This window comes from Enterobacter sp. kpr-6 (assembly GCF_900116015.1).
GTDB lineage: Bacteria > Pseudomonadota > Gammaproteobacteria > Enterobacterales > Enterobacteriaceae > Enterobacter_D.
Map to the genome: position 1 here is coordinate 100,102 of NZ_FOYH01000009.1, position 22,889 is coordinate 122,990.

Here is a 22,889-nt window from a genome sequence, read left to right on the forward strand (position 1 = left end):
TCAGATTAATCTGATTTTCATCCAGTCGCAGAATATACATTTGGTTGCGAAAAAAACAATAAGCGATGCTTAACTATTTTACGGCGGGCACATTTCTGCTCTTAATATTTTACTTAAAGCAATCCCACGAAAGACTGGTAATGACAAAAATACATCCTATATTTTCATTTGCCGCATTGATAAATATAATTTTATTGTTGACGGCATGTGCGCAAAACGATCCCCGGGAAACCGCGCGGGTATTTACAAAAAAATCTGGGCTGACCAGTACACAATTTGCAACATCCTGGATCAATTTGCAGGGCTGGCAGCGGATCGCTCCGCCCGTTTCGCTGGTGCGTATTTACATTGAAGGGGACGGTTTTGCCTGGATGAGTCGTACGCAACCTTCTGCCGATCCCACCCCGCGAAATCCCGTTGGACTGCAACTGGCGGCAGCGGACAAGTCGGCCAATGTGATCTATCTCGCAAGGCCGTGTCAGTTTATCGGCCCGCCGTTACCAGCCGTCTGTACGACTCATCTGTGGACAGATAAACGTTTCTCATCTGAGGTGGTGCAGGCGATGGATGAGGCAATAAGCCAGGCGGTGCAACCTTATCCGCAGGCAAAAATTGAGCTGGTGGGGTACTCCGGTGGCGCGACGATTGCCGCACAACTGGCGGCGCGTCGGCGTGACGTGGTGTCGCTGCGTACGGTGGCGGGAAATCTGGATGTGGCGTACGTCAACGCGCTTCATCATGTCTCTGCGATGCCTGATGCACTGAGCGCCATCAACGTGGCGACGGATCTGAAAAACCTGCCGCAACTGCACATCAGCGGTGGGGATGACAGCACGGTGCCGCCTGCGGTGGCGACGCGGTTTCAGCGGGCGACGGGGACACAATGCGCGAAGGTGGTGAGTGTGCCGGGTATGCGTCACGGTTCGGATTGGGCGGCGGTCTGGCCGGGGCTGCTGGCAAGGCCGCTCAACTGCGAACCCTAAGCAAAAAAGGAGAGCGGGCGCTCTCCCTGGCAATAAAAAATTACTTCATACGGGCGGTAATGGCAGCCACGCGCTCACCATAGTGGTGGGCGGTTTGCAGATCGCCTGCCGGGATTTTATCCGCGCCAGCATCGGAAGGAGACTGCACCAGCAGGCCAACAGAACCGCCGAGATTATTGATATCGTCACGGGTGGAGGCCAGAGCGTTTGCCGGAGCCTGACCCAGGCTTACCCAGATCCCGCCGTGCTGTGAAGCGAGAGTTTGCAGGTAAATCAGGGTAACCTGCTTGTCACCGTTCAGGCTGGCGCTGTTAGTGAAGCCGCCAAAAATCTTGTCCTGCCATTTACGGGCAAACCAGGCCTTTGAGCTGGCGTCCGCGAATTTCTTGAACTGCCACGGCGCGCCGCCCATGTAAGTCGGAGAGCCTAAAATGATCGCGTCTGCGGCATCAAGTTTCGCCCAGTCCTGCTCGCTGATATTGCCTTCTTTATCAATCGCAATCAGCTCTGCTTTTGCGCCTTCCGCGACTTTTTCCGCCACTAACTGAGTGTGACCATAACCGGAATAATAAACCACAGCTATATTTGGCATATAAAACGTCCTGTATTATTGATAATTTATATAAATAAGAGGGTGACGTGCTTAAATACGTCGGTACGCATTATGAATTCCCCGCATATATAAATCCAGAAAATAACGCTCAGTGTTTTTGATGCTGTTGTTCAATTTATTTTCGTTCATGATTAAGCGGCATGCCTCTATCATCCACTGGCCCACAGGAAGGGATTTAAATATATACCATCAATGTAATAAACGTATTTATAAAGGATTTTATATGAATAACGTCCGGCCTTTGGTTTACCTTATTACCGCATTAACCTCCGCCAGCGTCATGGCACAAACGCCTGTCCCGGCGGTTTCCACCGTGGATGCGCATTATGTTGCGCCGTCCGGCAAAATCACGCTGGCCCCAGGCGATAAAATCGATAATCTGCATCAGCGAAATATGGAGCAGCCTTATATATTGCAGAAAATTGGCGAGCGGACGTATTACGTTCAGCGCTATTTTTATTCCACCACTTTCTACGTGGGCGACAAGGGCGTACTGCTGTTTGATGCTCCCGAAGGCCGGGGACAGTTTCTGCTCCAGGCGATCCGCGAGGTCACCCCGCTGCCAGTGACGACGCTGGTTTACTCCCATTATCACGTTGACCATATCGGTGACAGCCCGTTCTGGGTTAGCGAAGCGCAAAAGGCGGGCGCGAAACTGCATATCGTTGCAAGCGAGGCGACTGTTGAGAAAATGCGCTTTATGAACAGTCGCCTGCCTGTGGCGGATCGGGTGCTGAAAAGTGCGGACAATCGCTTCACCTTTGAAAATCTGACGGTAGAACTGCACCGTTTCCTGAAGGCGGCGCACACCGACGATCATTCGGCGTGGTTATTGAAAGAAGAAAAAGTGGTTCACAGCCCGGATCTGCTGAATCCTGATCAGTTGCCGATGATGGGCTTTGCGGTGTCCGATACCGTGGTGTATCACGACGCCAATCTGCTCCAGGTGGAAGCGCTCGACTGGAACTACTTTGTCGGCGGGCATGGCAACGTGGGTTCGCGCGATGACTTTCAGTTCCAGCGCCGTTTCCTGAACAATTTGCGTGAAGCGACGCTGAAAGCCAGAAAAGAAGAAGCATTCGGTAAATTTATGAATAAGACCGCCAATAACCACGCCGAGTTTGCCCGTGCGCAGCGCGAGGCGATCATTAAACGCGTCACCGAGGCGCTGCGCCCGCAGTACGGGCATATGTACGGTTATGATGCCTCGATGCCCGCCAACGTTGAGCTGGCGATTAGATTGGTGGGTTCTTATTAATACGCAATGTAGTGGGGCGCTAACCGGCTATTTCCCGCGCCAGCGCCAGAAACGTCGCAATGGAGATAACGACGGCATTACCATCCGCAGACGTTGTGATCGCCGTCGTCATCGTAGCCGCGCACGATATTAATCAGTTCTTTTACCGCGTCGGCGGCGGTCGTCTCGTCCGTCAGGTCGGCAAACGAGGCAAAATCCTTATCCACTGATACGCCGTTATTATTGTTGGTCACCGTGAGGGCGCAGCGCTCGTCGCTGCCCTCAGACGCACCGAGGTTTTCAAGCAGGTCGCTCACGGCGGCGGCGGCCACGGACGGCACATACAGCGCCATCGGTTTCAAATAGACCTTTTGAGCGCTGCGCGTTGTTTTGCGGTTCAGCACTGCCAGCGTATAGCCTTTGTTTTCAACCATTACATCCATTATTTCTGCCTCACTCCTCGAGAAGAATTTGTGGATCGACATAAAAATCCACACTGAAAATCACATCGTCAGTTTCTGCCTCAATCAGATGCCACTGCTCCGGCGGGAAGACGCCAAACTGACCGGCTTCAATGAGATAGCTTTCCACCGGTTCCAGGCTGTGTTCATCCGCAAAACGGCAAAAGCGTATTGCGCCACGCATTACCGCCAGCCGGGGATAAACGCCCTGGCGGGTGCCGGCATCCAGATGACGTTGCCAGATCCCGGCGGGTGCAGTTTCCCGTGTCCAGAAGGGCGTGCTGCGAACGTGAACGTAGTCTGCGGGGATTTCGATGCGGCTCACGATGACGTCCTGTTGGTATTTACCACCTGACCAAACCCTTTACCCGTAAGTTGTGCTTCCGGTTCGGCAAAGAAATCGATATTGAAATAGGTGTCATCTGTCAGAAGCTCAATGCGATGCCACTTCTGCGGCGGGCTGATGCCAAAAGTCCCCGCTTCAATCACCACTTCCATATCCGGTGTTAAGTTTTCACCGTCCGGGAAACCAAAATATTTAACCGCGCCGCGCATCACAGAGAGACGGCCATAGACGCCTGCTTTAGTGTTGTGATGGCTTAACAGCGCAGCGGGAACATTTGATTTATCAAAGAAAGATGTCGCGCGGGTATGCACGTAGTGGGCGGGAATGATCAAGCTCATAATCTTACCTCATGCTGTAAGCCCGTCAGGCTTAAGTTTGCGCGCCCCATGGAGCGCAGGTACGCGAATGATGTCGTTGAACGTAAAGATTAAAGTGCATTTAAAATACGCTTTTAAAAGCGCAGTTGCAAAGCGTGATCGATACCTCATTTTGGGAGGGAAGGGGTAGGCGAGGGAGGTAGGAGTTGGGATGCTGAAACGCAAAAACCCGCCTTTTGGGCGGGTTCTTTAGAATAGTGGTGCCCGGACTCGGAATCGAACCAAGGACACGGGGATTTTCAATCCCCTGCTCTACCGACTGAGCTATCCGGGCAACGGAGCGCATTAAACCTTAATCGCTCTGTGGCGTCAACCCTAATTCAGGAAAAGCCGTTCAGTTGCTTAACTTTGCGCCATTCTGCCGGAATCTCAGCCATTCTGCACAAATCTTCCAGACATTAGACGCGGGCACATCAATGCTACACTTCATCGTTCAGGAGGCGACATGGCAAAAGACTGGCTGGAACTGCGGCAGCATGCGGATACCGGCATCGAAACAATTCGCGCCCATTTTGAGGGGCACGCATACGATCCGCACTGGCATGACAGCTACCTGGTGGGAATGACGCTGACCGGCACTCAGCAGTTTCAGTGTCGTCGCGAACGCCATCGCAGCACGCCGGGAGATGCCTTTCTGCTTGAGCCGGGTGAGATCCACGACGGCGATGCGCCGGTAATGGGCGGCTTCACTTATCTGACGTTTTATCTGGACGAGCGCTGGCTTGGCCAGACGTTGCGCGGATTATACGAATCCGTTCCCGACAGCTATTCACTGCATTTTTCCCATACCATCGCCCGCGAACCGCAACTAGTGCGTGCCATCGCCGGGACGTTTACGGCGCTGCATAACGATGAAATGCGTATCGTGCAGCAAAGCAATATGGATGCCTTATTAAGCCAGCTTACTTACCATTGCCAGTGGCGTAAGCGCCTGCCTGCGCAACGGCAAAGCGCCGCCATCGCTCATCGTGCGCGGGAGTATTTGCATGCGCATATGGGTGACAATCTGGGCCTTGACGATCTGGCGCGGGAAACCGGCACCGACCGCTTTACACTGACGCGCTGTTTTAAGCGTGAGTTTCATTTAACGCCGCACGCGTGGTTGATCCAGTTACGTCTGGCACACGCCCGCGCGATGCTGGCGCAGGGTGAGCAGCCTGCCAGCGTCGCCGCCGCGTTAGGGTTTGCTGACCAAAGCCACCTCGGTCGCTGGTTTGTGCGTGTCTACCGGCTGACGCCCGCGCACTACCGACGTTTATGCACAAATCTTCCAGACGACGCCCGCAAATAACGCCACAGTCACAGGCAACATCAAAACGGAGAACAGCCTGTGGAGTGGTTATACGCGTATCTGCCTTTTTTACTTTTCGCTTTTGTCGCCTCGATAACGCCGGGGCCGACGAACATTTTGATTCTTACCAGCAGCCAGCGCTTTGGCATCAAAGCAACGTTACCGGCGGTGCTGGGCGCGTGCGTCGCCGCCAGCCTGATTGTCTTTGTGTCGGGAGTGGGTGCAGGCGAATTGCTACGGGATTATCCCCGCGTGCGTGACGCGATGAGCTGGGCGGGCGCGCTGTGGCTAAGCTGGATGAGCTGGCAGCTTTTCCGCGCTCCGGCTGCGAATTTTGAAGAGGGCGCACAGCGGCCTTTTAGCGGGAAAGCCGCAGCGATGTTACAGCTGATCAACCCCAAAACCTGGATGATGGCACTGGCGGTGGTCAGTCTGTTCGCGCCACACGGCGGGCATCCCCTGCGGGATATTACGGTGCTGACGCTGTGGTTTTTACTGATTTCCCTGCTTTGCCTGAGCGCCTGGACACTGCTGGGGAAGGCGGCGAACCGATTTTTTCGCAGTGCCGCCTCACGGATTTGGTTCCAGCGGGGAATGGCATTGTGCCTGCTGGCATCAGCATGGGCCGGTTTCTGGCAATGAAATCAGGTTAACGCGCCGCCCTGTCGACACTGGGCAAAGCGCAGAATGTCTTCGGCCAGGCGGTGTGCGGTGTCCACATCAGTCTGGCTGCGATTTATCAGCATCCGGCTGAGACAGCCTTCGAGCACCAGCTCCATTTGTTTCGCCACCATCGCCGGATCGTCCACTTCCAGTTGCGTCAGCAAATCGTGGGAAAAATCATACGCCGCGCGCTTTTGCTGGTCGGCCAACTGATGAATAGGGTGCTCAGGATCCGGGTAAAAAGTACAGGCGGCGATAAACAGGCAGCCAGGGTAGCGGTTATTGGTCACGCAGTCGGTGAGCGCGCCATAGCGGGCCAGCAGTTTCTGCTCATTGCTCAGCTCTTCGTTGAGCAATAACTGCCTGCGCCAGGTATCGATCTGCTGGCTCAGAAAGCGCAGCGCGTCATAAACCAGCGCTTCTTTATCGGGCCAGAAACGCAAAAACTCATCCATTGGATAGTTAATCTGCTCCACGACCATTTCCGGCGTGGCGGCAGCAATCCCTTTTAGTTCAAGTAATTGCAGAGTTTTCCCTAAAACATCTTCACGTTGCACGGTGTCCTCCTGCTTATTGAACCGTTATTTCCCACTCATAGTGTCGTTTACGGTTGTCGATTGCGCAAATGCGCAGTGAATGCGGCGGCGTCCATAAAACCGGCCACCCGCAGCGTGGATTGTTCATTCCCCTGGGCATCGAAGAATAAAATGGTGGGCAGCCCGTGAACATTCAGGGACTTCAGCAGTGCGGCATCCTGCGCCGTATTTGCCGTCACGTTCGCCTGCAATAACAGGGTGTCTTTCAGTGCGGCCTGCACCTGGGGATCGCTGAAGGTATACTTTTCAAACTCTTTGCAGGCAACGCACCAGTCGGCGTACAGATCGAGCATTACCGGTTTGCCCTGCGCCAGCGCCTGGTTGAGATCGGAAACGTTAGCGACGGGCGTAAAGTTCAGGTGCGGCGTGTTTTGCGCGACGCTTGTGCCAAACGCCCAGTCCTGCAACGGACGTGCGCACACTAAAGCCCCGCCCAGGAGAATAATTTGCAGCACGCGCATCCACGCGGGTTTCGCCGCAAGGCTTACGATAAATGCCCAGCCGAAGAACGCCACGCCGAGCAGCGACCACAGGCGTAATCCCCAGATGTCGCCGATGACGCGTTCCAGTAAAAAGACCGGCAGGGCGAGGATCACAAAGCCAAACGCGATTTTGACCTGCGCCATCCACGGGCCGCTTTTGGGCAGCAGCCGGTTGCCGAACACGGTCACCAGGATTAGCGGCAGGCCCATCCCCAGCGCGTACAGGTACAGCGTGCCACCGCCGAAAACGAGATTTCCGCTCTGGGCGATATACAACAGAATGGCGCTGAGCGGCGCAGTGGTGCAGGGCGAGCAAATCAGCCCGGCAATCGCGCCCATCGCAAATACGCCGCCAGGCGATCCGCCCTGCTGACGGTTGCTCATCAGTGCGAGCCGCGTTTGCAGTGAGGAGGGGAGTTGCAGCGTAAACAGGCCAAACATCGACAGCGCCAGCAGCGTGAAGATAGCCGCGAGTCCGATGAGCACGTAAGGATGTTGCAGCGCCGCCTGGAATTGCAGGCCAGCGGCGGCGACGATCAGACCGAGCGCGGTGTAGGTCAGCGCCATCCCCTGCACATAGATGAATGACAGCACTAATGCGCGGCGGGTAGAGAGGCGCTGTTGACCGCCGAGCACGATGCCGGAAATGAGCGGGTACATCGGCAGTACGCAGGGGGTGAAGGCAATGCCGATACCGATGAGCAGCGCCCAAAGGGGAGAGAAGGGGAGATCGGTTCCCCTCACCCCGGCCCTCTCCCCAGGGGAGAGGGAGTTATTAGCATCGGAGCCGATTTTATCTCCCTCCCCCTCGAGAGGGGGAACACCAGCTCCCTCTCCCTGTGGGAGAGGGTCGGGGTGAGGGGCGGCAGCCACGGCAGAAAGTGGCACCACCCGCGTCTCCGGCGGATAGCAGAACCCGGCGTCGGCGCAGCCCTGGTACGTCACGGTGAGCGTGGCATTTTTCGCGGCTTGTTGCACTGAAACCGGCAGATCCAGCCGCTGACGGTAAATCTCGCTTTTGCCGTAAAACTCATCTTCATGTTGCTCGCCCGCAGGCAATGTCAGCGGCGCGATATCGGCCTGAGCCGCCGTCACTTTCACTTGCTGGCGGTAGAGGTAATAGCCCTCTTTAATCTGCCAGTTAAGCTGTAAATCATGCTGGTTTTGCTGGAAATCAAACGCGAAAGCCTGATCGGCAGGCACGAAATCAGAGCGGCCCGGCGCGTCAAAAAGTCCGGCAAACGTAGGGGCACTGCAAAGCAGTAAAATCAGCGTAAGGATGCGTTGAGCCATGAGAGGTAATCAGTGTCTCCGTGCGTAACCGGCAAAACCAGTAATTCAGGCGTTTGATAAGGGTGGTGAGACTTCAGACAGGCAAGCAGCGCGTCCTGATGCGTAAGGTCGCTTTTGAGCAGCATCTGGACTTCATACTCCTGCTCCAGCTTGCCTTCCCAGTAATACAGCGAGGTCGCGCCCGGCAGGATGGTCACGCAGGCTGCAAGTTTATCAGCCAGCACTTTGGCCGCCAGATCCTGGGCGGTGGCTTCATCCGGGGCGGTACAGAGCACAACAACGGCGTCAGGCGTGTTCATCGTCAATCTCGACTCGGCGAAAACAGCCACTATAGCACGCGTCCGGGCGGGGGTTCATGCAACGGGCCGCGAGCGGCCCGATTTTAAGCAGATTTACAACAGTACGCCGCCGAAGATAAAGCCCAGGATCACGCACAGCGCAATGGCAATGACGCCGGGAACCAGGAAGGCGTGGTTGAACACATATTTGCCGATACGCGTTGAACCGGTGTCATCCATTTCCACCGCTGCCAGCAGCGTCGGATAGGTGGGCAGCACGAACAGCGCAGAGACGGCGGCAAAAGAAGCCACTGCCGTCAGCGGGCTGACGCCCAGCAGCAGGGCCGCAGGCATCAGCGCTTTGGTGGTCGCCGCCTGGGAGTAAAGCAGCGTGGCGGCAAAGAACAGTACCACTGCCAGCAGCCACGGATAGTTATTCAGCAGATCGCCCGCCACCGTCTGAATATCCTGAATGTGGTTTTTAACAAAGGTGTCGCCAAGCCAGGCCACGCCCAGCACGCAGATACAGGCGCTCATCCCGGATTTAAAGGTGCCGGCGTTGAGGATCTCCCCGGTATCCACTTTACAGGTCAGGCAGATCAGCGTGGCGATGGTCAGCATAAAGACCACAATCGCTTCGTTACGCGGCAGCACCGGATCGGTGATCAGGCCGACAGTAGGGCTGATGGCTGTTGCATAGACCATCACCGCCACGATGCCGATTAAAAACAGCACTACCGAACGTTTGGCGTGCGGCTTGAGCTTGAACACCTGGCTGCCGCGCAGTTTCACTTCGCCTTTCGCCAGACGCTCCTGATAAACCGGATCGTCTTTCAGTTCGCAGCCGAGGAAGTTACACACGATGGCGGTGAGCATCACGGCGATAAGCGTTGTCGGAATACAGATCGCCAGCAGCGTCAGGTAGCTCACTCCCAGCGGCTCCAGAATACCGGCGAAGAACACCACGGCAGCGGAAATGGGCGAGGCGGTAATCGCAATTTGTGACGCGACCACTGCAATGGAGAGTGGGCGCGACGGGCGAATACCCTGTTCTTTTGCCACCTCGGTGATCACCGGCAGCGTGGAGAACGCCGTGTGCCCGGTGCCTGCCAGAATGGTCATAAACCAGGTCACCAGCGGGGCGAGAAAGGTGATGTATTTCGGATGGCGGCGCAGCATGCGCTCCGCGAGGCTGACGAGGAAATCCATCCCGCCCGCCACCTGCATGGCCGCGATCGCGGCGATAACCGCCATGATGATTTCAATAACGTCAAAGGGGATCGCGCCGGGTTTGATTTGAAAAAAGAGCGTCAGGACGAGTACGCCAAACCCACCGGCAAAACCGATGCCGATGCCGCCGAGCCGGGCACCCAGATAAATAGCCAGCAGGACGATAACGAGTTCTGCACCAAACATAAGAGCCTTCCTTGTTTATTAACAAGTTGATATTGGATTGTTGTATTTTAGTAACGCATATAAACAAAAAGGCACGTCATCTGACGTGCCTTTGTTTTAGTGGAGCAATTTATTGCTCGCTTTCATCGGTGTACCGTTTCGCCTTGTACGCCGGATGCATCAGGTTTTGCGCCGAGAAGATATCATCCAGCTCCGCTTCTGTCAGCAGGCCGCGCTCCAGCACGACTTCGCGTACGCTCTTGCCGGTTTCGGCGCAAATCTTGCCGACGATATCGCCATTGTGATGGCCGATAAACGGATTGAGGTAGGTCACGATGCCGATGGAGTTGTACACGTAGCTTTCGCACACCGCTTTGTTGGCGGTAATGCCGTTAACGCATTTTTCCAGCAGGTTGTAGCAGGCGTTGGTCAGAATGTGGATGGATTCAAACATCGCCTGACCAATCACCGGTTCCATCACGTTAAGCTGCAACTGGCCCGCTTCAGAGGCCATGGTCACGGTGATGTCGTTGCCGATCACTTTAAAGCACACCTGGTTAACCACTTCCGGGATAACCGGGTTCACTTTGGCTGGCATGATGGATGAGCCCGCCTGCAGTTCCGGCAGGTTGATTTCATTCAGACCGGCGCGCGGGCCAGACGAGAGCAGGCGCAGGTCGTTACAGATTTTAGAGAGCTTGACGGCCAGACGCTTCAGGGAGCTGTGCACCATGACATATGCGCCGCAGTCGGAGGTGGCTTCAATCAAGTCTTCCGCCGGAACGACCGCCAGGTTGCTCACTTCTGCCAGCTTTTGCACTGCCAGCTGCTGATAGCCGTCCGGGGTATTTAAGCGCGTGCCGATGGCGGTTGCGCCAAGGTTCACTTCCAGCAGCAGTTCAGCGGTACGCAGCAGGTTTTTGGTTTCTTCATTCAGCAGTACGTTAAAGGCATGGAATTCCTGACCGAGGGTCATCGGCACCGCGTCCTGCAACTGCGTGCGGCCCATTTTCAGAATGTCCTGGAACTCTACCGCTTTGTTCTGGAAACCTTCGCCTAACTGATGGATAGCGTCGATCAGTTTCACAATAGAGGCATACACCGCGATGCGGAAACCGGTCGGGTAGGCGTCGTTGGTGGACTGGCATTTGTTGACGTGATCGTTCGGGTTGAGGAACTGGTACTCACCTTTCTGGTGGCCCATCAGCTCAAGGCCAATGTTCGCCAGCACTTCGTTGGTATTCATGTTGACGGATGTGCCCGCGCCGCCCTGATAGACGTCGACCGGGAACTGATCCATGCATTTGCCGTTATTCAGGACTTCATCACATGCGGCGATGATGACATTAGCCACGCTTTTAGGAATGGTTTGCAGCTCTTTGTTAGCCATCGCTGCGGCTTTCTTGACCATCACCATTCCGCGTACAAACTCAGGGATATCGCTGATTTTGTTATTGCTAATGTAAAAGTTTTCAATCGCTCTCAGAGTGTGAACACCATAGTAGGCATCCGCTGGAACTTCCCTGGTACCCAACAAATCTTCTTCGATACGAATGTTGTTTAACATGTGAACCTTCTTAATTAAAGCTGCCAATGAATGCACCAAACACACAGTAGATCTGTGGTTATGTGTGTTTACTGACCGACGATTATTTCCTTAATCAGCCACGTAACCGGGATCATATGCTGATGATAGCGAAATGCCGTAATCTGGATCACTTATTATCTTAGCTGCTGCATTAGTTTTATTGATTTGTGAAATACATCACCGGATGAATGATTCCTGAAAAATAGTCGCCTGCTCCGATTGATTTTTGCCAGGCTGACACCATCTCAGGATCACGCGTGTCGAAAAATGATACCCACAGCGGTCAGAAATCCGCTGGTTACTAACAGGAGAAGCCAGTGCGCTGGATACCGTTAATTGCTGTTTTTTTATATGTTTACATTGAAATATCGATTTTTATCCAGGTCGCCCATATCTTCGGCGTCCTGCTGACGCTGGTGCTGGTGATATTCACTTCGGTTATTGGTATGTCGCTGGTGCGCAACCAGGGCTTTAAGAATCTCATGCTGATGCAGCAGAAAATGGCGGCGGGTGAAAGCCCGGCGGCAGAGATGATCAAAAGCGTGTCGCTGATTATTGCCGGGCTGTTACTGCTGTTACCGGGCTTTTTTACCGACTTCCTTGGCCTGCTGTTACTGCTGCCGCCGGTGCAAAAGCTGCTGACCGTGCGCCTGATGCCGCATCTGCGCTTTTCCCGGATGCCGGGTGGTGGATTCAGCGCCGGAACCCAGGGCGGTCAGACTTTTGACGGGGAATACCAGCGCAAAGACGATCAGCGCGACCGCCTCGATCATAAAGACGATTAATCTCTCAAGGCCGGGTACTCCGGCCTTTTTAATTCACGCGGCGTTTCGGTAAAAACAGCCACAGCGCCGCCAGCATGATGATGGCGTAGAGACTTTTCCAGCCCACCATCGCCAGCAATAACAGACAGAGCACCCCGCCCACCGCCGCCAGCGCGCGGTAACGCCCCTTCAGTAACCGGCAGCCCGCCAGCATACACAGCAGATAAATCATGATGAAAATGCCGTTGGCATAAATGATGAGCGCGTCCAGATTGATATCCAGCATATAAATGCACAGCGTACTGACCACGCAGCAGGCGAGCACAGCGAAAAGCGCGTTGCGCGGGATGTGGCGCGGCGAGAGACGGGCGAGGCGGCTTTCCGGCAGATACTGCGCCTGCGACCAGACCAGCCGGGAAAAGCTCTGGATATAAATGTTCAGGCTGGCAAAGCAGGCGAGATAACCAATCACGCAGGCCACCCACAGCGCTTTTACCCCAAACAGTTGCACAACGATATCCGGGAGCGACGTGGCAGCGGCACGGTCGGCGCTGTAAGCATTAAAATGCAGTACCAGCACGGTACAGGCCCAGTACACGGTACCTGCCAGCAGCAGGCCAATCATCAGGGCGCGCGGAAAATCGCGTTCCGGCTGTTTGAACTCAGACGCCAGATGCGCAAAGGCTTCCAGACCGACAAAACACCAGAACATCACGGAAAGTGCGGCGAAAAGCTGTGAAGAGTCGACATCGGTGAGCGCCGGGAAGGGGATCGCTGTGAGGGTAATATCGCCCACCAGCCAGATAGCGGCGATAAGGGCGACGATTAAAATGGCGACCAGAGTTTGCAGATTGGCGCTGGAGCGTGCGCCGCGCGAGCCAATCCAGCCGATGATCCCCAGTGTGCCAAGCTCGGCCAGCAAAAGTTGTTCATCGTGCCAGCCAAACAGCGACTGACCAAAACCGGTGGCAATGTGCAGGGCCGCAGGTAACCCAACCGGAATGACCGATAAAAACAGCCAGCCGGTGACCCGCTCAAGCCGCTTACCAAACGCCAGCCCGACGAAGTGCGCCACGCCGCCCGCGCTGGGGAAATGGCGGCCCAGCAGGGCAAAAACAATAGCGACGGGGAAAACCAGAATAATCAGCGCAGGCCAGGCCCACAGGCTGTTATTGCCCGCGACCAGCGCCGCCAGAGCCGGAACGGCAAATACGCCGGTGCCTAATAACGACGTGGACAGCAAGCCCACTCCCTGAGCTAACCCCAGCTCTTGTTTCAATCCGCTCATTGTTTTTTCTCACCGCGTCAAAGAGCACGGAGGATAGCATAACCGCCTCTGCCATTGCGGTCGGGTTCCCCCCTCACTTCTGGCAGGGAGACGATTTTGTACCTTGGGCAAAATTTTTTTTCCGATCCCCCCTTGAAGGGTTATCGATATACCCCCATCTCTGACGTCACCAGCCGGGAACCACCAAAAAACCGGCGTCATCGATAACCGATACTGACTTTCTCAAAGGAGAGCTATCAATGAGTATTCGTCCATTGCATGACCGTGTCATCGTCAAGCGTAAAGAAGTTGAGTCCAAATCCGCGGGCGGCATCGTACTGACCGGAAGTGCTGCGGGTAAATCTACTCGTGGCGAAATCATCGCTGTTGGTAAAGGCCGCATCCTGGAAAACGGTAGCGTACAGCCGCTGGACGTGAAAGTGGGCGATATCGTCATTTTCAACGACGGCTACGGTGTGAAGTCTGAAAAGATCGACGATCAAGAAGTGCTGATCATGTCCGAAAGCGACATTCTGGCAATTGTTGAAGCGTAATCCACGCGCGAACTGAACCTACGAATTTAAGGGAAAGAAGAAAATGGCAGCTAAAGACGTAAAATTCGGTAACGACGCCCGTGTGAAAATGCTGCGCGGCGTAAACGTACTGGCAGACGCAGTGAAAGTTACCCTCGGCCCGAAAGGCCGTAACGTTGTTCTGGATAAATCTTTCGGTGCACCGACCATTACTAAAGATGGCGTTTCTGTGGCACGTGAAATCGAGCTGGAAGACAAGTTCGAAAACATGGGTGCGCAGATGGTGAAAGAAGTAGCCTCTAAAGCGAACGACGCTGCGGGCGACGGTACCACCACTGCAACCGTACTGGCACAGGCTATCATCACCGAAGGTCTGAAAGCCGTGGCGGCGGGCATGAACCCGATGGATCTGAAGCGCGGTATCGATAAAGCCGTGATTGCAGCCGTTGAAGAACTGAAAACCCTGTCCGTACCGTGCTCTGATTCCAAAGCCATTGCTCAGGTAGGCACCATCTCTGCGAACTCCGACGAAACCGTGGGTAAACTGATCGCAGAAGCGATGGAAAAAGTAGGCAAAGAAGGCGTTATCACCGTTGAAGAAGGCACTGGCCTGCAAGACGAGCTGGACGTTGTTGAAGGTATGCAGTTTGACCGTGGCTACCTCTCTCCTTATTTCATCAACAAGCCGGAAACTGGCTCCATCGAACTGGAAAGCCCGTTCATCCTGCTGGCTGATAAAAAAATCTCCAACATCCGCGAAATGCTGCCGGTTCTCGAAGCTGTAGCAAAAGCAGGCAAACCGCTGCTGATCATCGCTGAAGATGTTGAAGGCGAAGCGCTGGCGACTCTGGTGGTGAATACCATGCGCGGCATCGTTAAAGTAGCTGCGGTGAAAGCACCGGGCTTCGGCGACCGTCGTAAAGCCATGCTGCAGGATATCGCTATCCTGACTGGCGGTACCGTTATCTCTGAAGAGATCGGTATGGAACTGGAAAAAGCCACCCTGGAAGACCTGGGCCAGGCAAAACGCGTTGTGATCAACAAAGACACCACCACCATCATCGATGGCGTGGGTGAAGAAGCGACCATTCAGGGCCGCGTTGGTCAGATCCGTCAGCAGATCGAAGAAGCGACCTCCGACTACGATCGTGAAAAACTGCAGGAGCGCGTAGCTAAACTGGCTGGCGGCGTTGCAGTCATCAAAGTTGGCGCGGCAACTGAAGTTGAAATGAAAGAGAAAAAAGCCCGCGTTGAAGATGCCCTGCACGCGACCCGTGCTGCGGTTGAAGAAGGTGTGGTTGCAGGCGGCGGCGTTGCGCTGATCCGTGTTGCTTCTAAACTGGGCGAACTGCGTGGCCAGAACGAAGATCAGAACGTGGGTATCAAAGTTGCGCTGCGCGCAATGGAAGCTCCGCTGCGTCAGATCGTGCTGAACTGCGGTGAAGAGCCCTCTGTTGTTGCTAACACCGTGAAAGCGGGCGACGGTAACTACGGTTACAACGCAGCGACCGAAGAATACGGCAACATGATCGAAATGGGTATCCTGGACCCAACCAAAGTGACCCGTTCTGCTCTGCAGTACGCCGCTTCGGTTGCAGGTCTGATGATCACCACCGAGTGCATGGTTACCGACCTGCCGAAAGCCGATGGCCCTGATTTAGGTGCTGCTGGTGGTATGGGCGGCATGGGTGGTATGGGCGGCATGATGTGATTGCCCTGCGTCCAGCATTCTGAATGATTTGGACGCACACCTCGCATAAATGAACAAACCCCTGGGCAGAAATGTCCGGGGGTTTTTCTTTTGGTCATCTTTTTAGTATAAGGTTTAGACACGGACAGCTTTTGTCGGGTTGATTAAAACGAGGAATAAAATGCGCGTTATCGTTGGTGCAGGGATTGTCGGGGCAGCGCTGCTGCTGGCTGGGTGTAGCGCCAGTAATGAACTGACCTCTGGCGGGCAAAACGTCCGCTTTGTGGAAGATAAGCCGAGTGCGGATTGCCGCTTGATTGGCACCGCCACCGGTAAGCAAAGTAACTGGCTTTCCGGTCAACATGGCGAAGAGGGCGGTTCAATGCGTGGGGCAGCAAATGCGCTGCGTAATGAGGCGGCAAATATGGGCGGCAACGTGATTTATAGCGTCAGCAGTCCGACGCAGGGCTTTATGTCGAGCTTTGTCCCGACCGCCAGCGAAATGACCGGCCAGGTTTATAATTGCCCGAACTGATTGTCGGGCAAAGACAAGTGAACCCCCTCGCGGGGTTCACTGCTATCAGGCAGCGGATTGCTCAGATTGATGACGCAGACTATGCACCGCATGCAGGCACTGATCCTGCGTCAGCGTTACGGGTTTATCAGCGACCAGCGTTCTGACCAACACCTTACAAGGTATATTCTCCAGTTTGCGCAGACGATTGCTGTAACGCAGAAGGCGTTTCGCAATGCTTTGTGCTTCTTTTGAATTTGAAGGGGCGCGTGTTTTAATCACCGTGCCGCAGGCTTGCTCCTCTCCCTGCTCATTTTTATACAGATACACCAGCGTCAGATAATAATTAAACAGCGCGTGTTTCCATTCCGGATGCTGATAAGTATCAAATTCCAGTTGACCTTTATCTTTGCAATCGACGTCATACAGCGGCAGAAAATCCAGAATTGAAGACACGCTGTCTAAAATAGCGCGCAGTCCGGCGTTATTCATCGCCAGAATAATCACATTTACCAGCAGGCGCATTTGCGTATCATTGATGAGTAAGGTGACGGTATCACCCCCGTTAAGAGACAACTCAAGCGTCACGCTGTCAGCGGCATTGTGGGTTAAGGTTACGCGCTCCACACGCTGGCGCACATCCGCATTTTTTAATTCATCTTCCATCATGACTGGCGCATTTTGCTGCAATTTTTTTTCAGCCGATTCAGTGGCTTTATCAAAATTTTTGCGCGCGCTGTCGCTGAGTAAACTTTTCATATGCAAACGTTGCTCAATACTGAGCAGGAGATCTTTTAAAGATAATAAAGGGAAGAACAGTAAATTTTCTTTTTTCTTGTCGTGCTTAATTTTTAAAGCCAGTGCAATAAATTGATTATTATGACGAATAACACCAGTGTTCATTCCATGAATAGTTAAGGGCATTTTAATATTCCATGATTGCAAAAGATAAATATATTCCGGGCTATGAAACGTCAGGGCGTTTCGCCATTACGGAGAGGAAACCGGGGCAGTATAAAGTGAGATGAGGGGCAAAAAAGAGTCCGAAAACGGACTCTTAAAAAAGGGTTATTGCTGACGTAACTGTAAATCCAGCGGCGTTTTGCTCGGCTCTCCGCCGATTTCACGGGCCAGACGCGGCACCATATAACCGGATACCAGCGTCAGCAGCTCACGCACGATTTCCCGCGCCTCATCGTCGCTCACCATAAAGTGCGCCGCGCCCTGCACTTTATCCAGCACGTGCAGGTAATAAGGCATGACGCCCGCATCAAACAGCGCATTGCTTAAGTCCGCCAGCGTGTGAGCGTTATCGTTAACACCGCGCAGTAACACGCTCTGGTTGAGCAGCGTCACGCCCGCCTGTCGCAGAGCGGTCATCGCCTGGCGAAATGCCTCGTCGATCTCGTTGGCGTGATTGATGTGGTTAACCAGCAAAATTTGCAGCGTGGAGCGGGCAAAACGCGCTGTTAATGCCTCAGTAATGCGCGCCGGGATCACAACAGGCAAGCGGCTGTGAATGCGCAGACGCTTGATGTGCGGAATAGACTCAAGCTGTGTGACCAGCCAGTCAATCTCATGATCTTTCGCCATCAGCGGATCGCCGCCGGAGAAAATGATCTCATCAAGCTCCGGATGCTGAGAAATATAGTCAATCGCCGCCTGCCAGTTGCGTTTATTGCCCTGATTATCGCTATAGGGGAAGTGGCGGCGGAAACAATAACGACAATTTACTGCACAGCCGCCTTTCACCAACAGCAGCGCCCGGTTACGGTATTTATGCAGCAATCCCGGCACCACGCTGTGCTGTTCATCGAGCGGATCGGTGCTGAAACCGGGGGCAGCGACGAACTCCTCCTGTGAGGTAAGTACCTGTCTTAAAAGAGGATCGTGCGGATTGCCTTTTTCCATACGGGCTGCAAACGCGCGGGGAACCCGCAGGGCAAACAGTTTTCTTGCGTCACGTCCGGCGAGCAAATTTTCATCAGCGTCTACATTTAAAAGACGCAGGAGTTCATCCGGGCTGGTGATTACATCTGCAAGTTGTAATAACCAATCTTCTCTGGATGGGGTATTTAGGGTTACAATATGCGCCATTTTGTGGCTTAGCTACCAGTTAACATTTTTCAGAGGGCCTTATGGCAACGTACTATAGCAACGATTTTCGTGCTGGTCTTAAAATCATGATGGACGGCGAACCGTACGCGGTTGAAGCCAGCGAATTCGTTAAACCAGGTAAAGGCCAGGCATTTGCGCGCGTTAAACTGCGTCGCCTGCTGACCGGTACCCGCGTTGAGAAGACATTCAAATCCACTGACTCTGCCGAAGGCGCAGATGTTGTCGATATGAACCTGACCTTCCTGTACAACGACGGCGAATTCTACCATTTCATGAACAACGAAACTTTCGAGCAGCTCGCTGCTGACGAGAAAGCCGTTGGTGATAACGCGAAATGGCTGCTGGATCAGGCTGAGTGCATCGTGACCCTGTGGAACGGCCAGCCTATCGCTGTGACCCCGCCGAACTTCGTTGAGCTGGAAATCGTTGAAACCGATCCAGGTCTGAAAGGCGATACCGCAGGTACCGGCGGCAAACCAGCAACCCTGACCACTGGCGCTGTGGTGAAAGTACCGCTGTTCGTACAGATTGGCGAAGTGATCAAAGTTGACACCCGCTCTGGCGAATACGTATCCCGCGTTAAGTAATTGACGTAAGGTATTCAGCGGCGCAGGCCGCTGAATACATTTCCAGCCCGTTTTATCCCCGCTATTTGCCAGCAACTTCAATTGTTCCTAAAAACCTTCCTTTCCCGTGATTTTGTCTATGCTTAAGTGGCTATACACAAATAACATTGGTTATAAAGGAAGATATTATGGTTAAGAAAACAATTGCAGCGATCTTTTCTGTTCTGGTGCTTTCTTCAGTCTTAACAGCCTGTAACACCACGCGTGGCGTGGGCGAAGACATCTCTGATGGCGGCAGCGCTATTTCAGGTGCAGCGACCAAAGCACAGAACTAATGCAGGCGGTACGGCTGCGCGCCGTACCGTTAACTTCTTTCTCAGGCTGTTTCAGGCAGTGACAAAAACGGTGAAAAACGATTTCCCATGCCCAGCTTCATGCGGATATTACGTTTGTAGGTATATACCGTCTTCCCGTTAATACCCAGTCGCGTAGCGATATAATGATTATTCGCCCCGTCCATCCATAGCGATAACACTTTCTCTTCCTGACGCGTCAGTAACGGCGTCGCCATATTCACTTCATCATCCGCCGGACGCGAGCGCAGCGCGTCATTAATGCTGTTTGCCAGCGTCGCCAGCGACGTGGATTTGCTCAGGCTTGCCCATACGGGGAACTGCTGGCAAAAATTCTCTATTTGCGCGTCAACGCCGGATTGCAATAACAGCAACGGGCTTTGGGCGCTACAGGCTTGTAATACAGACGATAATTGCTGCACGTGGTGTAAATCACTGGCAAATCCGTATAAATCCGCAATAACCAGATCGGGATGCCATTGCAGTGCATGCTCTTTAGCAAGCATCAAATTATTCAGGCCGGTAACCAGTAATGGCGATGGAAACAGACCCGTTTGATTGAGCCAGTTCTCAAGCCCGGTGCGGGCAAAGTTGCAGCGATCAATCAATAAAATTTTGAACATATTTTTATTCGCAGTCAGGAGAAGGTTGACGGCTTTCAGGATTTAGAAAGCACATCATCATAGTGGGGAGAGATAGCGGATAAATGCGGGAACTACGCTGCGAACTACGCCTATTTCTTGCTATAAGCCTATAAAATTTGGGTTAAATAAAAAAGTTGAAATAGATAATGCTCCAGGTGAGAATATTTATCTATTCACAAGCCTTATGGGACGACCTGTAAGCGCTCTCTTCACCGGGGACGGCCCCATAACAGGAGCCAACCATGTCCTGGTTAGTTTTAGTTATTGCAGGTCTTCTTGAAGTGGTCTGGGCCGTCGGCCTGAAATATACCCAGGGTTTTACCCGACTGACACCGAGCGTGATCACCGTCAGTGCGATGATCATCAGTATCGCGATGTTGTCATGGGCGATGAAAACGCTGCCCGTCGGTACCGCTTATGCAATCTGGACCGGCATTGGCGCGGTGGGCGCGTCCATCACCGGCATTATTCTGCTTGGGGAGTCAGCAAGCCCGGCGAGGATCATAAGCCTGGTGCTCATCGTCGCCGGGATTATTGGATTAAAACTCAGCACCCATTAACGGTTCTGCGCCACCCAGATTAATTTTTCCACGGCGAAACCCTGCCGGGCCGCGACGCTCAGCATCTGTTGTTTCACCTCATCAGGAATGGTGCGGGTACGGGACAGGATCCACAGATAATCGCGGTTCGGCCCACAGACCAGCGCGTGCTGGTAATCCTTATCGAGCGCAATGACGTTATACCCGCCATAGAAAGGGCCAAAGAACGAGACTTTCAGCGCCGCCCGACTTTTATCCCCGGTAAAGTACGCTTTACCGTCCGTCGACTGCCACATGCCCCGCTCACGGTTATACCCCTTATTGATGACATTAATTCCGCCATCTTCACGCAAACTGTAGGTTGCCGTGACGTTATCCAGCCCGCGTTCAAAGCGGTGATCCAGACGGGCGATTTCATACCAGGTGCCGAGATAGCGGGTGGAATTGAAATTTTCTACAACGGTGACGCCCGAAGGCGGAGTAGGGGAACTACAGGCAACCACCAGAAACGCAGCGGCAACGGTTGCAACAATGGGCAGCACACGCATGGGATTTTCCTTCCAGGTTTTTTAGCTAAGTGTAGAGCGTGGCTGGAATTTTGCCTGATTGTGGTGAACGTTATTTCCGCTAAAAGCAAAAAGTGACATCGCTCACTGTTTCACCATCTGACGTTGACTTTGCGGCGCAATGCTGGAAATAATAATTTCACTGAAAAATATAAAACTGAAATATAAAATTCAAATCCAACATCAGGGGCCTTTATGAGCAAATTCTTCGCAGGCGCACAAAACCTGGGAAAATCATTCATGTTGCCGATAGCCGTGCTGCCCGCAGCCGGTTTATTACTCGGGATCGGCGGCGTGTTTACCAACCCGGTTACCGTCGCCACCTATCCGGTGCTGGATAATCAGGTTATGCAGGCCATTTTCACGTTGATGAAACTCTGTGGCAGCGTGGTGTTCGATAACCTGGCATTGCTGTTTGCCGTGGGGATCGCCGTCGGGCTGGCGCGCAGCGATAAAGGCACGGCGGGGCTGGCTTCCGTCCTGTGCTTTATCGTGATGAACAAGGCGATTAACGCCATGCTGCTGCTGACCGGCAAACTGGCGGTGGATAACCTGGCGGCGGCGGGGCAGGCGAGCGTACTGGGCATCGTTACGCTGCAAACCGGCGTCATGGGGGGTATTGCCAGCGGCCTGCTGACCGCGTGGGTGCACAATCGCTACAACAAAACCGAGCTGCCCAACCTGCTGGCGTTTTTCAGCGGTTCGCGGCTGGTGCCTATCGTCACCTCCTTTTTTGCTATTTTCCTGGGTGTGGCGCTGTTCTGGGCGTGGCCGCCGGTGCAGGCCGGGATCACGCATCTCGGCGGGCTGGTGGAAAAGACCGGCTACATCGGGACGCTGTTCTACGGCATGATTTTGAAGTGCCTGATCCCGCTCGGGTTACATCACCTCTTTTATCTCCCGTTCTGGCTGACCAGCGTTGGCGGCGAAGTCATGGTTAACGGTCATCTGGTGCAGGGCACGCAGAAAATCTTCTTTGCGCAGCTGGCCGATCCAAGCGTGACCCAGTACTACATCGGCGTGTCGCGCTTTATGGCCGGACGTTTTGCCGACTTTATGTTTGGCTTGCCGGGTGCGGCGCTGGCGATTTACCACAGCGCGAAACCAGAAAACCGTAAAAAAGTGGCCAGCCTGATGATTTCTGCCGCGCTGACGGCTTTCGTCACCGGCATCACCGAACCGCTGGAATTCGCCTTCATGTTCTGCGCTCCGCTGTTGTATGGCGTGCATATCGTGCTGACGGGCGTGGCGTTCATGCTGACGCACATTCTGGCTATCACCGTCGGACAAACCTTCTCTGGCGGGCTTATCGACTTCCTGCTGTTTGGCGTGTTGCAGGGCAATGCCAAAACCAACTGGGTGCTGATGCTGCCGCTGGGCGCAGTCATGTTCTGCCTCTACTACTTCAGCTTCCGCTTCCTGATCCGCTGGCGTCAGCTTAAAACACCGGGCCGTGAAGATGATAACGACGCACCGGCAGTGGAGCAGGCCGAAGGTTCACGTTCCGCCGGGATCGTCGATGCGCTCGGCGGGCGGGACAATATTCTCGATGTGGACTGCTGCGCAACCCGACTGCGCGTTACGGTAAAAGAGCCGTCGCAGGTGCAGCTCGATGATTTCAAAAAATATGGCAGTAAAGGGGCGTTTATTCGCGGGCAGGGAGTGCAGGTCGTCTACGGTCCTCACGTCACCATTATTAAAAATGAAGTTGAAGAGTACATCGGGTTATAAA

General features: G+C 53.9%; 26 protein-coding genes and 1 tRNA gene. 12 read left to right on the plus strand and 15 right to left on the minus strand.

Annotated features, from left to right (window positions below; all coding sequences use genetic code 11):
• The first annotated feature begins 140 nt into the window (after positions 1–140).
• Positions 141–983, plus strand: coding sequence for an alpha/beta hydrolase (locus tag BM373_RS18080; protein ID WP_090464603.1), 843 nt, complete (start codon positions 141–143; stop codon positions 981–983).
• A gap of 40 nt (positions 984–1,023) precedes the next feature.
• Here BM373_RS18080 and BM373_RS18085 read toward each other — a convergent pair whose 3' ends face one another.
• Complete coding sequence (locus tag BM373_RS18085; RefSeq protein ID WP_090464606.1) at positions 1,024–1,575, minus strand: flavodoxin family protein; 552 nt, start codon at positions 1,573–1,575, stop codon at positions 1,024–1,026.
• A 244-nt stretch (positions 1,576–1,819) separates the two neighbouring features.
• Between BM373_RS18085 and BM373_RS18090 the strand changes: the two genes are divergently transcribed.
• Positions 1,820–2,854 carry an MBL fold metallo-hydrolase gene (locus BM373_RS18090; protein ID WP_090464608.1) on the plus strand — a complete coding sequence of 345 codons (1,035 nt, stop codon included), beginning with the start codon at positions 1,820–1,822 and terminating at the stop codon, positions 2,852–2,854.
• 77 nt (positions 2,855–2,931) lie between these two features.
• Here the strand turns inward: BM373_RS18090 and BM373_RS18095 are convergent, their stop codons facing one another.
• The 4 genes from BM373_RS18095 to BM373_RS18110 form a co-directional block, all read right to left on the minus strand.
• Positions 2,932–3,276, minus strand: a complete 345-nt coding sequence (locus tag BM373_RS18095) for a DUF1869 domain-containing protein (protein WP_090464610.1) — start codon at positions 3,274–3,276, stop codon at positions 2,932–2,934.
• A gap of 10 nt (positions 3,277–3,286) precedes the next feature.
• On the minus strand, positions 3,287–3,619 hold the full coding sequence (locus BM373_RS18100; protein WP_090464613.1) for a TehB family protein: 333 nt from the start codon (positions 3,617–3,619) through the stop codon (positions 3,287–3,289).
• On the minus strand, positions 3,616–3,978 hold the full coding sequence (locus BM373_RS18105; RefSeq protein ID WP_090464616.1) for a TehB family protein: 363 nt from the start codon (positions 3,976–3,978) through the stop codon (positions 3,616–3,618). Before BM373_RS18105 ends, BM373_RS18100 begins: the two co-directional genes overlap by 4 nt.
• Before the next feature lie 237 nt (positions 3,979–4,215).
• Positions 4,216–4,291 (minus strand) — tRNA-Phe (locus BM373_RS18110).
• Positions 4,292–4,462: 171 nt separating this feature from the next.
• Here BM373_RS18110 and BM373_RS18115 point away from each other — a divergent pair.
• Together BM373_RS18115 and BM373_RS18120 are read left to right on the plus strand one after the other, a co-directional pair.
• Positions 4,463–5,308, plus strand: a complete 846-nt coding sequence (locus tag BM373_RS18115) for an AraC family transcriptional regulator (protein WP_090464618.1) — start codon at positions 4,463–4,465, stop codon at positions 5,306–5,308.
• Positions 5,309–5,347: 39 nt separating this feature from the next.
• Positions 5,348–5,950: a LysE family translocator gene (locus BM373_RS18120; RefSeq protein WP_090464621.1), complete on the plus strand. Its 603-nt coding sequence runs from the start codon at positions 5,348–5,350 to the stop codon at positions 5,948–5,950.
• A 2-nt stretch (positions 5,951–5,952) separates the two neighbouring features.
• Here the strand turns inward: BM373_RS18120 and BM373_RS18125 are convergent, their stop codons facing one another.
• The 5 genes from BM373_RS18125 to aspA all read right to left on the minus strand — a co-directional run bounded on the left by BM373_RS18125 (position 5,953) and on the right by aspA (position 11,582).
• A complete protein-coding gene (locus BM373_RS18125) occupies positions 5,953–6,528 on the minus strand; it encodes a transcriptional regulator (RefSeq protein ID WP_090464624.1) in 576 nt (191 codons plus the stop codon).
• 47 nt (positions 6,529–6,575) lie between these two features.
• On the minus strand, positions 6,576–8,342 hold the full coding sequence (locus tag BM373_RS18130) for a protein-disulfide reductase DsbD (RefSeq protein WP_090464627.1): 1,767 nt from the start codon (positions 8,340–8,342) through the stop codon (positions 6,576–6,578).
• Positions 8,318–8,641 carry a divalent cation tolerance protein CutA gene (gene cutA / locus BM373_RS18135; RefSeq protein ID WP_090464629.1) on the minus strand — a complete coding sequence of 108 codons (324 nt, stop codon included), beginning with the start codon at positions 8,639–8,641 and terminating at the stop codon, positions 8,318–8,320. The genes BM373_RS18130 and cutA overlap by 25 nt, the downstream gene beginning before the upstream one ends.
• 93 nt (positions 8,642–8,734) lie before the next feature.
• Positions 8,735–10,036, minus strand: coding sequence for an anaerobic C4-dicarboxylate transporter (locus BM373_RS18140; RefSeq protein ID WP_090464631.1), 1,302 nt, complete (start codon positions 10,034–10,036; stop codon positions 8,735–8,737).
• A gap of 109 nt (positions 10,037–10,145) precedes the next feature.
• Positions 10,146–11,582 (minus strand): aspartate ammonia-lyase, encoded by a 1,437-nt coding sequence (gene aspA, locus BM373_RS18145; RefSeq protein ID WP_090464633.1) that lies wholly within the window; start codon positions 11,580–11,582, stop codon positions 10,146–10,148.
• Between the two features lie 338 nt (positions 11,583–11,920).
• On the opposite strand from aspA, the gene BM373_RS18155 reads away from it, so the two are divergent.
• Positions 11,921–12,388, plus strand: a complete 468-nt coding sequence (locus tag BM373_RS18155; RefSeq protein WP_090464635.1) for an FxsA family protein — start codon at positions 11,921–11,923, stop codon at positions 12,386–12,388.
• Positions 12,389–12,416: 28 nt separating this feature from the next.
• On the opposite strand, the gene yjeH is transcribed toward BM373_RS18155, so the two are convergent.
• The gene (gene yjeH, locus BM373_RS18160; protein ID WP_090464637.1) at positions 12,417–13,655 is read right to left on the minus strand and encodes an L-methionine/branched-chain amino acid transporter; all 1,239 of its coding nucleotides are present in this window, start codon (positions 13,653–13,655) and stop codon (positions 12,417–12,419) included.
• A gap of 239 nt (positions 13,656–13,894) precedes the next feature.
• Between yjeH and BM373_RS18165 the strand changes: the two genes are divergently transcribed.
• The 3 genes from BM373_RS18165 (at position 13,895) to BM373_RS18175 (ending at position 16,392) form a co-directional block, all read left to right on the plus strand.
• Positions 13,895–14,188, plus strand: coding sequence for a co-chaperone GroES (locus tag BM373_RS18165; protein WP_072570243.1), 294 nt, complete (start codon positions 13,895–13,897; stop codon positions 14,186–14,188).
• A 43-nt stretch (positions 14,189–14,231) separates the two neighbouring features.
• Entirely contained in the window at positions 14,232–15,878 is a 1,647-nt protein-coding gene (gene groL, locus BM373_RS18170; RefSeq protein WP_090464640.1) for a chaperonin GroEL, read from the plus strand.
• A gap of 160 nt (positions 15,879–16,038) precedes the next feature.
• A complete protein-coding gene (locus tag BM373_RS18175; RefSeq protein ID WP_090464643.1) occupies positions 16,039–16,392 on the plus strand; it encodes a DUF4156 domain-containing protein in 354 nt (117 codons plus the stop codon).
• A gap of 45 nt (positions 16,393–16,437) precedes the next feature.
• Here BM373_RS18175 and yjeJ read toward each other — a convergent pair whose 3' ends face one another.
• Positions 16,438–17,295: a YjeJ family protein gene (yjeJ, locus tag BM373_RS18180; protein ID WP_090464647.1), complete on the minus strand. Its 858-nt coding sequence runs from the start codon at positions 17,293–17,295 to the stop codon at positions 16,438–16,440.
• Positions 17,296–17,439: 144 nt separating this feature from the next.
• Positions 17,440–18,468: an EF-P beta-lysylation protein EpmB gene (gene epmB / locus BM373_RS18185; protein ID WP_090464652.1), complete on the minus strand. Its 1,029-nt coding sequence runs from the start codon at positions 18,466–18,468 to the stop codon at positions 17,440–17,442.
• 41 nt (positions 18,469–18,509) lie between these two features.
• Between epmB and efp the strand changes: the two genes are divergently transcribed.
• A complete protein-coding gene (efp, locus tag BM373_RS18190) occupies positions 18,510–19,076 on the plus strand; it encodes an elongation factor P (protein ID WP_090464655.1) in 567 nt (188 codons plus the stop codon).
• 167 nt (positions 19,077–19,243) lie between these two features.
• Positions 19,244–19,390: a lipoprotein toxin entericidin B gene (gene ecnB / locus BM373_RS18195; RefSeq protein WP_006178941.1), complete on the plus strand. Its 147-nt coding sequence runs from the start codon at positions 19,244–19,246 to the stop codon at positions 19,388–19,390.
• Positions 19,391–19,431: 41 nt separating this feature from the next.
• On the opposite strand, the gene BM373_RS18200 is transcribed toward ecnB, so the two are convergent.
• Positions 19,432–20,031: a helix-turn-helix transcriptional regulator gene (locus BM373_RS18200; RefSeq protein ID WP_090464658.1), complete on the minus strand. Its 600-nt coding sequence runs from the start codon at positions 20,029–20,031 to the stop codon at positions 19,432–19,434.
• Positions 20,032–20,294: 263 nt separating this feature from the next.
• On the opposite strand from BM373_RS18200, the gene sugE reads away from it, so the two are divergent.
• Positions 20,295–20,612 (plus strand): quaternary ammonium compound efflux SMR transporter SugE, encoded by a 318-nt coding sequence (gene sugE / locus BM373_RS18205; protein ID WP_090464659.1) that lies wholly within the window; start codon positions 20,295–20,297, stop codon positions 20,610–20,612.
• On the opposite strand, the gene BM373_RS18210 is transcribed toward sugE, so the two are convergent.
• Positions 20,609–21,139 (minus strand): lipocalin family protein, encoded by a 531-nt coding sequence (locus tag BM373_RS18210; RefSeq protein ID WP_090464662.1) that lies wholly within the window; start codon positions 21,137–21,139, stop codon positions 20,609–20,611. The two genes, sugE and BM373_RS18210, sit on opposite strands and share 4 nt — an antisense overlap.
• Positions 21,140–21,352: 213 nt before the next feature.
• Here BM373_RS18210 and BM373_RS18215 point away from each other — a divergent pair, with 213 nt between their 5' ends.
• Complete coding sequence (locus BM373_RS18215) at positions 21,353–22,888, plus strand: PTS transporter subunit EIIC (RefSeq protein ID WP_090464665.1); 1,536 nt, start codon at positions 21,353–21,355, stop codon at positions 22,886–22,888.
• Position 22,889: the final 1 nt, after the last annotated feature.